Source organism: Nocardioides sp., from assembly GCF_025965415.1.
In the GTDB taxonomy this organism is placed as follows: domain Bacteria; phylum Actinomycetota; class Actinomycetes; order Propionibacteriales; family Nocardioidaceae; genus Nocardioides.
In genome coordinates this window covers 1-11,952 of sequence record NZ_JAOPWY010000099.1, presented here as the reverse complement: position 1 = coordinate 11,952, position 11,952 = coordinate 1, and the positions used below count along the sequence as shown (strand labels likewise).

General features: G+C 72.8%; 11 protein-coding genes. 3 read left to right on the top strand and 8 right to left on the bottom strand.

Annotated elements, in window-relative coordinates; genetic code table 11:
• The coding region (gene cydC, locus JWN97_RS10585; protein ID WP_297622175.1) for a thiol reductant ABC exporter subunit CydC at positions 1 to 2,208 on the top strand (2,208 nt) is incomplete at its 5' end.
• Here cydC and JWN97_RS10580 read toward each other — a convergent pair.
• The 3 genes from JWN97_RS10580 to dapA are packed head-to-tail and all read right to left on the bottom strand — an operon-like array spanning position 2,189 to position 6,570.
• On the bottom strand, positions 2,189 to 3,949 hold the full coding sequence (locus tag JWN97_RS10580; RefSeq protein WP_297622173.1) for a GAF domain-containing sensor histidine kinase: 1,761 nt from the start codon (positions 3,947 to 3,949) through the stop codon (positions 2,189 to 2,191). The genes cydC and JWN97_RS10580 overlap by 20 nt on opposite strands.
• Positions 3,949 to 5,634, bottom strand: a complete 1,686-nt coding sequence (locus tag JWN97_RS10575; protein ID WP_297622171.1) for a ribonuclease J — start codon at positions 5,632 to 5,634, stop codon at positions 3,949 to 3,951. The genes JWN97_RS10580 and JWN97_RS10575 overlap by 1 nt, the downstream gene beginning before the upstream one ends.
• 45 nt (positions 5,635 to 5,679) lie before the next feature.
• Positions 5,680 to 6,570 (bottom strand): 4-hydroxy-tetrahydrodipicolinate synthase, encoded by an 891-nt coding sequence (gene dapA, locus JWN97_RS10570; protein WP_297622169.1) that lies wholly within the window; start codon positions 6,568 to 6,570, stop codon positions 5,680 to 5,682.
• An 84-nt stretch (positions 6,571 to 6,654) separates the two neighbouring features.
• On the opposite strand from dapA, the gene JWN97_RS10565 reads away from it, so the two are divergent.
• Positions 6,655 to 6,990, top strand: coding sequence for a TfoX/Sxy family protein (locus tag JWN97_RS10565; protein WP_297622167.1), 336 nt, complete (start codon positions 6,655 to 6,657; stop codon positions 6,988 to 6,990).
• Positions 6,991 to 7,233: 243 nt separating this feature from the next.
• Here the strand turns inward: JWN97_RS10565 and JWN97_RS10560 are convergent, their stop codons facing one another.
• Together JWN97_RS10560 and JWN97_RS10555 are read right to left on the bottom strand one after the other, a co-directional pair.
• Positions 7,234 to 9,051 carry a M12 family metallo-peptidase gene (locus JWN97_RS10560; protein WP_297622165.1) on the bottom strand — a complete coding sequence of 606 codons (1,818 nt, stop codon included), beginning with the start codon at positions 9,049 to 9,051 and terminating at the stop codon, positions 7,234 to 7,236.
• A 103-nt stretch (positions 9,052 to 9,154) separates the two neighbouring features.
• The gene (locus tag JWN97_RS10555) at positions 9,155 to 9,565 is read right to left on the bottom strand and encodes an NUDIX domain-containing protein (RefSeq protein WP_297622163.1); all 411 of its coding nucleotides are present in this window, start codon (positions 9,563 to 9,565) and stop codon (positions 9,155 to 9,157) included.
• A 319-nt stretch (positions 9,566 to 9,884) separates the two neighbouring features.
• Between JWN97_RS10555 and JWN97_RS10550 the strand changes: the two genes are divergently transcribed.
• Complete coding sequence (locus JWN97_RS10550; protein WP_297622161.1) at positions 9,885 to 10,094, top strand: hypothetical protein; 210 nt, start codon at positions 9,885 to 9,887, stop codon at positions 10,092 to 10,094.
• 62 nt (positions 10,095 to 10,156) lie between these two features.
• On the opposite strand, the gene JWN97_RS10545 is transcribed toward JWN97_RS10550, so the two are convergent.
• From JWN97_RS10545 to JWN97_RS10535, 3 genes are read right to left on the bottom strand one after another with little or no spacing between them, the layout of a single operon-like run.
• Positions 10,157 to 10,507: a GntR family transcriptional regulator gene (locus JWN97_RS10545; RefSeq protein WP_297622159.1), complete on the bottom strand. Its 351-nt coding sequence runs from the start codon at positions 10,505 to 10,507 to the stop codon at positions 10,157 to 10,159.
• Entirely contained in the window at positions 10,504 to 11,004 is a 501-nt protein-coding gene (locus tag JWN97_RS10540; protein WP_297622157.1) for a dihydrofolate reductase, read from the bottom strand. The genes JWN97_RS10545 and JWN97_RS10540 overlap by 4 nt, the downstream gene beginning before the upstream one ends.
• A 9-nt stretch (positions 11,005 to 11,013) precedes the next feature.
• Positions 11,014 to 11,823 carry a thymidylate synthase gene (locus JWN97_RS10535; RefSeq protein ID WP_297622155.1) on the bottom strand — a complete coding sequence of 270 codons (810 nt, stop codon included), beginning with the start codon at positions 11,821 to 11,823 and terminating at the stop codon, positions 11,014 to 11,016.
• Positions 11,824 to 11,952: the final 129 nt, after the last annotated feature.

The following is an 11,952-nucleotide window of genomic DNA, read 5'->3' as shown; positions in this document are numbered from 1 at the left end:
TGGCGCGACCGCGTCGCGTGGGCGCCGCAGCGGCCGTGGCTCCTCGCCGACACGATCGCGGCCAACGTCCGCCTGGGCCGTCCGTCCGCGGACGACACCGAGGTGTGGGAGGCACTGGGCAGCGTCGGCCTCGCCGATGTCGTGGGCCGGCTCCCCGACGGCCTCGCCAGCGTCCTCGGCGAGGACGGCGCGGGCCTCTCCGCCGGGCAGCGGGCCCGGGTGGCCCTCGCGCGGGTCGTGCTGGCCGAGCGTCCGGTCGTGCTGCTCGACGAGCCCAGCGCGCACCTCGACGAGGAGACCGAGCAGGTCCTCCTCGACACAGTCGCCGCGCTGGCCCGCACCCGGCTCGTGCTGGTCGTCGCGCACCGGCCGGCCGTGCTGGCCGCCGCCGACCGGGTGATCCCGCTGTCCCCCGCCGTCGCGCCTGCCACCACTCCCACTCACGCCGTCACCGGCGCGGCGGCACTCGACACCGGATCGGGGTCGACGGATGTCGTACGCCGCCACCCCGAGGCCCCGATCCGGCCCACCTCCTCCACGGCGACCCCGGTCACCGACGATCCCGACGACGACCCGCAGCGCTGGGGCCTGCGCACCGCCACGCTCCTCGGCGCCCTGTCGACCGCCTCCGGCGTCGCCCTGACCGCGACCGCCGGGTGGCTGATCACCCGGGCCAGCGAGCACCCGCCGGTGCTCTACCTGATGGTCGCCATCGTGGGGGTCCGGCTCTTCGGCCTGGCCCGGCCGGTGCTGCGCCACGCGGAGCGGGTGCTGAGCCACGACGTGGTGCTGCGCGAGCTGGCCGAGCGGCGCGCACAGGTCTTCGCCGACCTCGTCCCGCTCGTACCCGGCCGCCTCGGCCCCCGCCGCGGCGACCTCCTCACCCGGGTCGTCGACGACGTCGACGCACTGCTCGACGACCGACTCCGGGTGCGCCAGCCCCTCGCGTCGGCCGCGGTCGTAGGCCTCGGCGCCGCCCTCCTGACCGGGCTGCTGGCCCCCGCCGCAGGTCTCGTCGTGCTCGCCGTGGCCGCCTGCGGGGCGGTCGCCTTCCTCCTGGGCCGCCGGGGCGGCTCGGCCACCGAGACCTTGGTCGTGGCCCGACGGGCCGCGCTCGGCACCCGTGTCGAGGAGGTCGTGCACGGCCTGCGTGAGCTCGAGCAGTGGGGCGCCACCGACCGCGCCCTCGCCGCCGTGCGCGCGGAGTCCGCGGGGCTGGCCGACGTCGTACGCCGCTCGTCCCGGACCGTGGCCGCCGGCAGCGCGCTCACCAGCGCCGCGGCCGGGCTCGGCGTGGTCGCCGTCGCCGCGGCCGTCGCCCCCGGCGCAGTCTCTCCCGCGGTCCTGGCACTGCTGCTGCTGGTGCCGCTGGCCCTCGCCGACGCCACTGCCGGCCTCGCCGACGCCGGGGCGCTCTCGGTGCGGGCACGGGCGGCCCGCGCCCGTCTCGAGGGCCTCAACGCCACGGCGCCCGCCGTCACCGGCCCGTCGGCTCCCGAGCAGGTGCCCGGCGGCCACGGCGTCGAGACGGGCCGGGTCGGCCTCGGCTGGACCGACCGACCCGTGCTCGACCTCGACCACCTGGCGGTGCGCCCCGGTGAGCACCTCGGCATCACCGGCCCGTCCGGCTCCGGCAAGTCCACCCTGGCCGCGACGCTCGTGCGCTTCATCGACCCGGTGTCCGGCGAGGTGCGCCTCGGCGGCACCGACCTGCGGCGGCTGGCGCTCGACGACGTACGCCGCACCGTGGGGCTGGTCGACGACGACCCGCATGTGTTCGCCTCGACGGTCGCCGAGAACGTCCGGCTGGCCCGCCCGGGGGCCACGGACGACGAGGTCCGCACCGCCCTCGACCGGGCCCGCCTCGGCGCGTGGGTCGACGACCTGCCCGACGGCATCCACACCCACGTCGGGGCGGGGTCGCGCGAGGTGTCGGGAGGCGAACGAGCCCGGCTCGCCCTGGCCCGGTCGCTGCTGGCCGATCCCCCGGTGCTGGTGCTCGACGAGCCGACGGCTCACCTCGACGGTGCGACCGCACGTGCCGTGGCCGACGAGATGATCGGCTCCGCCACGCGGGCCGGGCGCTCGATCGTGTGGATCACCCACGGCACCGTCGGCCTCGAGGCGATGGACCGCGTGGTCCGGCTCGACGCCGAGGACCCGCGTGAGGTCGGTCCGGCGCTCGCGGCTACCGCAGCGGCAGGGTGAACCGGAAGGTGCTGCCCTTGCCCAGCTCGGAGGTCAGCGACAGCGAGCCCCCGTGGGACTCGGCGATGCGCTGCGCGATCGGCAGTCCCAGGCCGGTGCCGGGCACCGAGAGCGCGTTGGGGTTGGTCGAGCGGTGGAACGCCGAGAAGACGTGCCCCTGGTCGGCGACCGAGATGCCCAGGCCGGTGTCGGTCACCTCGACGCTGACCTCGTCCTCGCCGACGCTCATCCGGACCTCGACGGAGCCGTCCTCGGGGGTGTACTTGACGGCGTTGTCGACCATGTTGTCGATGACCCGGGCGAGCTCCTCGGGGTCGCCGAAGACCACCACCGGCGCCGCCCCGGGGGGCGTGAAGCCCAGGCTGACGCCGGCCTGGTTGGCGCGGATTCCCAGCAGGTCGACGCTGGCCTCGCACAGCTCGGCGAGATCGACGGCACGGCGCACGGTCTCGCGCCGGCCCTGGATCCGGGAGTAGTGCAGCAGGTTGGCGACCAGGTTGTTGAGCCGCTGGGCGTTGCGGATGATCGCGTCGAGCGAGGTCAGGTCGGGGTGCCGGTCGGCGATCAGCTCGGCGTGGCCCAGGATCGCGGTCAGCGGCGTCTTGAGCTCGTGGGAGATGGTCGCGATCAGCTCGCTGCGGTAGCGCGCGAGCTCTCGCAGCTCCTGGACGAGCCGCTGCTCGGTCTCCAGTACGCGCGAGGCACGGACGATCTGGCCCAGCAACCGGCCCACCTCGAGCACGGCGTCCGCCTCGCTCACCGTCAGCGGCCGCGCGTGGCGGGAGAAGCCGAGCACCAGGTAGCCGACGAGGTCCTCCTGCGAGACCAGCGGGCACACGAGCGCCCGGTCGACGTGCATCCCCCGCATCAGCCTCTGCAGCCGTGCGGCGCTGCGCGGCAGGACCGCCGAGGAGGCGTCGTCCACGCCGAGCTCGATCAGGGCCGGCGGGCCCTGGAGTGCCGAGAGGTCGTCGCGGACGTCGGGCACGTCGTACTCGGACAGGTAGGGCCGCGGGGTGCCGACGCCGACCTGGTTGCCCTGCGCGTCGCTGGGGAAGGTGCGGACGACGGTCTGGACCGTGCCGAGGGAGTCCGCGACGGCAGCGATCGCGGTGCACAGCGCCTGCACGAGGCTGTGCTGGGTGCCGGCCTCCGCCACCGTGGTGAGCATCTGGTCGAGCCGCAGCCGGTCGGTCAGCCGCTCGCGCTCGCGGGCGTTGGACAGCGCGACCCCCGCCTGCACCGCGAACATCTCCAGCAGCTCGCGGTCGGCCTCGTGGGGCACGCGGGAGCCCGGCGGCAGGTCGACGGCCATGTTGCCGAGCAGCTCGCCGCCCGCGGAGTAGAGCGGGGCGTAGAGCGCGTGCTCGGGGTGCCAGGCGTCGGGGTCGTCACCGGGCTCGAAGTCCGGGATCCAGGCCGCCTGCAACCGCTCCTGCGACATCCGCCCGGCCGGGACGAAGCGCAGGATGCCCCACTTGTCGGCCTCGCGGAACTCGTCGAGGATCTGCTCCGCCGGCGTACGACGGTGCAGGATCTGCGCGACGACGTCCGGGGGGCCGGCGACGTTGGTCATGACCAGGGTGTCGCCCTCGAGGCGGGCGATCGCCGCCACGCCGTAGCCCAGGACGTCGACGACCCCGTGGGCGATCTCCTCCAGGATCACCTCGGTGTCGGTGGACGAGTTGACGCGTCGCATCAGCTCGGCCAGACGACTGAGGGCGCCCTGGTTGCGAGGCATCAGGCCTCGATCACCACGGGGATGATCATCGGACGACGACGGTGGGCCCGGTTGACCCAGCGACCGACGACCCGCCGGATGGTCTGCTGCAGCTGGTAGCTGTCGGCGACCCCCTCGGCGATCGCTGCGTCGATCGCGTCGATGATCGGCTGGCGGACGTCCTGGAAGGTGGTCTCGTCCTCGGCGAAGCCGCGGGCGTGGATCTCCGGGCCGGAGACGACCTTGCCGGTCACCGAGTCCACGACCACGATCACCGAGAGGAAGCCCTCCTCGCCGAGGATCCGGCGGTCCTTCATCGAGGCCTCGGAGATGTCGCCGATCGTCGTGCCGTCGACGAAGACGTAGCCGACGTCGACCTTGCCGACGATCCGGGCGACCCCGTCGACCAGGTCGACGACGACGCCGTCCTCGGCGAGGACGACGTTCTCGACACCGGTCGCGCGGGCCAGCTCGGCGTTTGCGCGCATGTGGCGGATCTCGCCGTGGACCGGCATCACGTTGCGCGGCTTGACGATGTTGTAGCAGTAGAGCAGCTCGCCGGCGCTCGCGTGGCCGGAGACGTGGACGAGCGAGTTGCCCTTGTGCACGACGTTGGCGCCGAGGCGGGACAGGCCGTTGATCACGCGGTAGACGGCGTTCTCGTTGCCCGGGATGAGCGAGCTGGCGAGGACGACGGTGTCGCCCGGCTGCAGGTGCACGAAGTGGTGGTTGTTCTGCGACATGCGGCTCAGGGCCGCCAGGGGCTCGCCCTGCGACCCGGTCGAGATCAGCACCTGCTTGTGCGGCGGCAGGTCGGCGAGCTCCTTGGCCTCGACCATGACGCCCGGCGGCACGGTGAGGTAGCCGAGCTCCTGCGCGATGGCCATGTTGCGCACCATCGAGCGACCGACGTAGCCGACCTTGCGGCCGTGGGCCACCGCCGCGTCGAGCACCTGCTGGACACGGTGCACGTGGGAGGCGAAGCAGGCCACGATGATCCGCTGGTCGCTCTTGGCGAACACGCGGTCGAGCACCGGCCCGATCTCCTTCTCCGACGTCGTGAAGCCCGGCACCTCGGCGTTGGTCGAGTCGGTGAGGAACAGGTCGACGCCCTCGTCGCCCAGGCGGGCGAACTCGTTGAGGTCGGTGATCCGGCGGTCGAGCGGGAGCTGGTCCATCTTGAAGTCGCCGGTGTGGAGCACGACGCCGGCGCCGGTGCGGATCACGACGGCGAGCGCGTCGGGGATGGAGTGGTTGACCGCGACGAACTCGAGCACGAAGGGCCCGAAGGTGATCGTCTGGCCCTCCGCGACCTCGTACTGCGCGGTCTCCTTGAGCCGGTGCTCGCGCAGCTTGGAGCCGAGCAGCGCGAGGGTGAGCTTGGATCCCACGAGCGGGATGTCGCCGCGCTCGCGGAGGAGGTACGGCGTGGCGCCGATGTGGTCCTCGTGGCCGTGGGTCAGGACGAGCGCCTCGACGGCGTCGAGGCGGCCCCGGATCGGGTCGAAGTCGGGGAGGATCAGGTCGACACCGGGGTGGTGCTCCTCGGGGAAGAGCACCCCGCAGTCGACGATCAGCAGGCGGCCGTCGTACTCGAAGACCGTCATGTTGCGACCCACCTCGCCCAGTCCACCGAGCGGGATGACCCGGAGGCCTCCCGCCGGGAGGGGGGCGGGCGCGCTCAGGTCGGGATGGGGATGGCTCAAGGTGTTCCTCGGTTCGTGGGACAGGTCTGGTGAGAGACGGATTGTTCAGAGGAGGCCGGCGGCGGCGAGCCCGCTGCGGAGCGCAGCGACCTCGTCGTCGTCCAGGGCGACCAAGGGGCCGCGGACGCGGCGGTTGTCGATCACGCCGAGCAGCTCCAGGGCTGCCTTGGCGGTGGTGGCTCCGTAGTTGGGGACGCCCATGACGGCGTCGAAGGCCGGGACAAGGGAGGTGTGGATCCTCAGGGCCTCGGCGTGGTCGCCGCGGACCCAGGCGTCGATCATCGCCGCGAGCTGGGTGCCGGCGGCGTGGGCGACGACGGAGACGAGCCCGACTCCCCCGTAGGCGAGGTAGCCGAGGGTGGCCACGTCGTCCCCGGAGTAGACGGAGTAGCCCATGTCGACGAGCTGCGCGGTGCGCGGCAGGAGGCCGGAGGCCTCCTTGACCGAGACCACGTGGTCGTAGCCGCGCATCGCCTCGTAGGTGTCGAGCTCGATCAGGGTGGCGGTGCGGCCCGGGACGTCGTAGAGCATCACCGGCAGGTCGGTCGCCTCGACGACCGAGGTGAAGTGGTGGCGCAGCCCGACCTGGCCGGGCTTGTTGTAGTAGGGGCTGACCAGCAGCACCCCGTCGACGCCGATCTTCTCCGCCTGGCGGGCGAGCTCGACCGAGTGGGCGGTGGCGTTGGTGCCGACGCCCGCGATGACCGTGGCACGGTCGCCGACGGCGTCCTGGACGGCACGCAGGATCTCGCCGTCCTCGGCCACCGAGGTGGTCGGGCTCTCCCCGGTCGTGCCGCTAACGACGACGCCGTCGTTGCCGTGGTCGACGAGGTGGGCGGCGATCCTCGCCGTGGCGTCGAGGTCGACGCTGCCGTCCTCGTGGAACGCGGTGGCCATCGCCGTGAGCAGGCGGCCGAACGGGACGTTGGAGCTCATGGTCGAAGGCTATCGCCCTCCCCCGGCCGAGTGGTCGGCGACGAGCCGCATCCTCCTCGCGCGCTCGCGGTCCTACGCTGGGGCATGGCCTACGACGAGGTGCTGGCGCAGCGGATCCACGACCTGCTCGACGGGGAGCCAGGGCTGACGTCGAAGAGGATGTTCGGCGGTCTTGGCTTCATGCTCCGCGGCCACATGGCGGTCGCCGCGGCCAGCTCCGGGAGCCTGATGGTGCGCGTCGACCCGGCCGATGCGCCGGCGTGGCTCTCCGACCACGTGCAGCCGATGGAGATGCGCGGCCGCGCGATGAACGGCTGGCTCCTCGTCGACCGCGAGGCCCTCGCCGACGACGAGCAGCTCCGGGTCTGGGTCGACCGGGGGGCAGACCACGTCCGAACCCTGCCGCCCCAGCAGCCGTGAGCGTCGACCTGGTCGTTCCCGCCTGGCTGACCGCGAGCCAGCGGGCGTCGCTGGCCGCCCTCGTCGAGCGCAACGACGCCGCCCACGGCGGTGGAGCGACCTGCTGACCGTGGCTCCCTTGGGGCAGCGAGGAGTGGTGGTTCCGGTGGTCCTTCGGCTGGACGCGGCCGAGTCAGTACCGTGGCTGCTCGACGTGGTGTTCGCGATCGCCGGGCGGAGGAGGTCTTCGCCTAGACCGTGGTCCTAGCGGACCACGAGGCGGAACCGGTGCCGGATCGTCGACCCCTCGCCGGAGAGCACGGTCGCGACGGTGCGGGTCGAGGCACGAAGGGCCGTGCCGCGGATCACGATGCTGTGGCCCACGACGCGCCACGTCAGGCCCCTCGGCAGCCACCTGACGACGCGGGCCTCGGAGACGGGACCAGTGAACGCGATGACCGCGCGGTAGGCCTTCCTGACCCTGGCCCGCGGCAGGCGGGACGTCACGAAGGTCATCCTGGCTGCGGTGGTCGTGACCTGCGTGGTCGTCGGTGTGGTCGTCGGCACGATTGCCACCGTGGCGGTCGTCGTGGGCGTGGGGGTGGGCGTCGGGGTCGGCGTCGTGGTCGGCGTGGGCGTCGGGATCGACGTCGGGGTGGCGACCGTGGTCGTCCCGGTCGCGAGGGTGATCGTGTAGGCGCCGAAGGAGCCGTAGTCGCTGTAGCGACCGGCCTGCGAGGGCGTGCCGGACCCGACGCCGTCGACGACGGCGGTGTAGGTCGTGGCCGTCGCGGAGGGGGTCACCGTCCAGGTGGCAGCCATGGAGGCGTCGCTGGCGGTGTCGGCGGTCGGGTCGACGGTGGCGACCACGGTGCCGGCGGCGTCGTGGATCGTGAGCTGTGCGTCGAGGTTGGAGTAGCCGCTCGGCCCGGCCACCGTCAGCGTCGCGGCCCCGCTCACGGTGAAGCTGAAGGCGTCGGTGTCGGTGCGCGAGGCGATGGTGCCGGTGGTGGGCACGCCCGCGGCGATCGGGGTGGCGCCGGCCGGACCGTCGGAGTGGTCGTCGGGCACCGTCGGTGCACTCCTCGCGATGATCGCCACGTCGTCCTCGGTGTTGTTGGCGTCGGCGTACTCGCCCCGCGACCAGTGCGCGGCACGCCTGCCGTAGGACGCCCCCATGATCGGCCCCCAGCCCTCTGCCCCGCTGTAGTAGCTGGTGTGGCTGGTGCCGTCGTGGCTCAGCCCGAACGTGTGCCCGACCTCGTGGCTGATCACCTGGCCGACGTTGTCGCCGACCGTGCCGGAGCCGTCGGTGAAGATCCAGGCCGGCTGGTAGCCCGTCGCGGCGACAGAGGCGAAGACGCCGACGTACGCCTCTCCGCCGCACGAGCAGCCGGAGCCGACGGAGTTGGTCGGCGTGATCACCACGGGGACGCCGTACGTCGGGTCGCTGGCGCTCGTCCGCGTGATCGCCGACGGGTCCGGGCGTCGCGTCGTGACGTTGACGTCGAAGGCGGCGAAGTCCTCGGAGACGACCTTCCAGGCGAGGTAGATCTGCGCGCGCTCGGTGTCGCTGAAGCTCGCGCGGTCGGCGTCGAGGGAGTAGGCCGGGGACACGATCTCCGCGCCGCCCTGCCACGAGGTGCCGGAGTAGGTGGCGCCGTCGAAGTCGAGGTAGACGGTGCGGGTGGAGGCAGGCCGCGAGGAGAGGTCGAACACGTCCGCCGGCACGTCCGCGGCGGCCACCGCGTCGGTGGTGTCCTGCCGGCGCTCCGGCACGGCGCGGTCCACGACGAACACCTGGCCGCACTCGTCGAGCCAGGACGTGCCGTCGGCGGCGAGGCGACCGAGCTCGCCGGCGGTGAGGTCGTTCTGCTCGCGCACCGCGGCCACGCTCACCCCCGAGTCGAGGGCGGTGCCGAGGGGTGCGGGCTCCGACAGCGACGTGTCGGCGCAGGTGATCGCGTGTGCGGACGGGGGCTGCGCCTCGGCGGAGCCGCTCGAGACCATCGCCGTGACGCCCAGCGCGGCCACGAGGGTGGCGCGCCCGAGGAGGGCGGGGACGGACGGACGGACAGACACGACGGGTGGTTCCTTGCGTCAGGTAGGAGGCCGTCCGGGAAGGGCGGTACTACTTGATATCGAGGGTTGCTCCACGTCAGGGACACAGCGTGGTGTCGCAAAGTCAGTGAACGGTAAACGTGTCCCGGATCACCGGTAGCACGTGGTGCTCGAGCATCGGGGCGAGGTCGTCGGGGTGGTCGCGCAGCGGGGTCCAGCGCACCTCCGCGATCTCGGCGGAGGCGACGGGATCGCCGTCGGACTCGACCCAGAAGACGGTCGAGTGGAGCGTGTGCCCGGGCTCGTTGGCGGCCTCCGAGAGGAACTCACCGAGCAGCGTGGCCGACCCGATCGCGAGCCCGACCTCCTCGTACGTCTCGCGCAGGGCGGCCTCGCGCGCCGACTCCCCCGGCTCGAGCTTGCCGCCGACCAGCATGAAGCGCTCGGTCCCGCGCTTGCGGACGGTCAGCACGCAGCCGTCGCGCACCAGCGCCACGGCCGCGACCACGATGTCGGCGGTGGGGGCGGAGTCCATGGGCTGACTCTGGCACGTCGCGGTGCGTGGCCCCTACGGTGGTTTGCGCACAGGGTGATCGGACTCGAGGGGCTCGGTGGTGGGTGCGCGTACGGTCGCCGCCGCCCTGCTCGTCGCCCTCTCCTCCTCGGCCTGCAGTGGTGATGACGCCGGGCGCGCTCCGGGCCGCTGCCGGTGATCACCCCGGCCGACCGGTGGGACGACGTCCCCACCGCGGGTGTCACGGGGCGGCTGGCACTCCGCAAGGACTGCCTGATGCTCGACGACCGGATCGTGTTCTGGCTCCGCGGCACCCGGTGGGACGCGGGGGCAGCAGGCCGTGGTCCTCGATGGTGGCGAGAGCCTGGGCGTCGGCCAGCAGCTCGACGACGCCGGCGGCGGCTACTGGGACCTGCGCGGCGACGTCAGCGGACCGCTCGATGTGGAGTCGTGGCTCGGTGAGGACGCCGGCGCGGCGATCCGGGCGTGCGCGGAGAAGACCGGCGTGACCGAGCTGGTGCTCGCCTATCCCGCGTCGCAGCCCGGGTGACCTCGGGCCCTCTCGCAGGCGATGACGCCGTTGTGGCGATCGAGCCCGTCGCGCGAGGAGGGTCAGTGCCCCAACGCGTGGCGTACGGCGTCGAGCGCCTCGTCGTCGGACAGGCCGAGCGACCGCACCGACGACACGTAGGTCGACGCGGCCGACCGCACGGCGCTGGAGACCCCGCGCCCCGCGACGAAGGTGCCGGCCCTGCCACGCGTCTCGACGACGCCGAGCGCCTCGAGCTCCTTGTAGGCGCGCGCGACCGTGTTGGCGGCGACGTCGAGCGACGTGGCCAGGGAGCGCACCGGCGGCAGGCGGAAGCCGGGCTCCAGCGTGCCGGAGTCGACCTGCGACCGGATCCCCTCCCGCACCTGCTCGAAGGGCGGCACGCCCGTCGAGGGGTCGACGGAGAGCTTCACGCGGCCGGGTCCATCCGCTCGAGCCACACCCGCTCGTAGCCGTCGAAGCTCTCGCGGGCGGTCTCCACCCAGTCGGCGGCGGCGTACTGCGGGTAGTGCACGTCGCCCTCCGGCTCGAGGTCGACCTCGGTCAGGACCTGGTGGGTGGCGTGGGGCAGGAGCGCGTTGTAGACCTCTCCCCCGCCCGCCACCATCAGGTCCCCGGCCTGCTGCCCCGCGAGGTCGAGCGCCTCCTCGACCGTGTGCGCGACCAGCACCCCCTCATGGGCCCAGCCGGCGTGTCGGGTCAGCACGATCGTCGTACGCCCCGGAAGGGGGCGGCCGATCGACTCGAAGGTCGTGCGCCCCATCAGCAGGACGTGGCCCCAGGTCAGCTCCTTGAACTGCGCCTGCTCCCCGGGGAGCCGCCACGGGATGTCAGGACCGTTGCCGATGACGCGGTTGCGGGCGTGGGCGGCGACGAGCACCACCCGCTGGTCGAGACGGAGTCCACTCATCCGGCCACCTCAGACCGCAATGGGGGCCTTGATGCCCGGGTGCGGGTCGTAGCCCTCGACCGCGATGTCCTCGAGGTCGAAGCCGTCGAGCTCGGTGATGCCGGGGTTGAGCACCAGCGTCGCGAGCGCGCGCGGCTCGCGGCTGAGCTGGAGCTTCGCCTGGTCGACGTGGTTGAGGTAGAGGTGGGCGTCGCCCATCGTGTGCACGAACTCGCCCACCTCGAGGCCGGTCACCTGGGCGACCATGTGCGTCAGCAGGGCGTACGACGCGATGTTGAACGGCACGCCGAGGAAGGTGTCGGCCGAGCGCTGGTAGAGCTGGCAGGAGAGCTTGCCCGGGCCGGTCTCCGAGGGACCGACGTAGAACTGGAAGAGCGTGTGGCACGGCGGGAGCGCCATGTCGTCGACATCGGCGACGTTCCAGGCCGACACGATGTGGCGGCGCGAGTCGGGGTTGGTGCGGATGCCCTCGACGAGACGGGCGATCTGGTCGACGTGGCGCCCGTCGGGCGTCGGCCACGACCGCCACTGACAGCCGTAGACGGGACCGAGGTCGCCGTTGTCGTCGGCCCACTCGTCCCAGATCGAGATGCCGCGGTCCTGCAGCCACTTCACGTTGGTGTCGCCGCGCAGGAACCACAGCAGCTCGCCGAAGACCGAGCGGGTGTGCACCTTCTTGGTGGTCACCAGCGGGAAGCCGTCGGCGAGGTCGAAGCGCATCTGGTGCCCGAAGACGCTGAGCGTGCCGGTGCCGGTGCGGTCGGTCTTCTCGACGCCCTCGTCGAGGATCCGCTGGAGCAGGTCGAGGTAGGCGCGCACAGGGCGACTCTACGACCTCGGCACCCTCGCCTCGACCGACACGCACTCGACGTCGAAGGCGAACGTCCCGTCCTCGCACCACGGCTCGCCCAGGGCGTCGTACGCCGTGCGCAACCGCGCCTGCACGTC

Coding starts and splice junctions, on each gene's coding strand:
- JWN97_RS10565 (WP_297622167.1), top strand. CDS start 6,655: ATGGCCTACGACGAGGTGCTGGCGCAGCGGATCCACGACCTGCTCGAC.
- JWN97_RS10540 (WP_297622157.1), bottom strand. CDS start 11,004: ATGAGTGGACTCCGTCTCGACCAGCGGGTGGTGCTCGTCGCCGCCCAC.
- JWN97_RS10555 (WP_297622163.1), bottom strand. CDS start 9,565: ATGGACTCCGCCCCCACCGCCGACATCGTGGTCGCGGCCGTGGCGCTG.
- dapA (WP_297622169.1), bottom strand. CDS start 6,570: ATGAGCTCCAACGTCCCGTTCGGCCGCCTGCTCACGGCGATGGCCACC.
- JWN97_RS10580 (WP_297622173.1), bottom strand. CDS start 3,949: ATGCCTCGCAACCAGGGCGCCCTCAGTCGTCTGGCCGAGCTGATGCGA.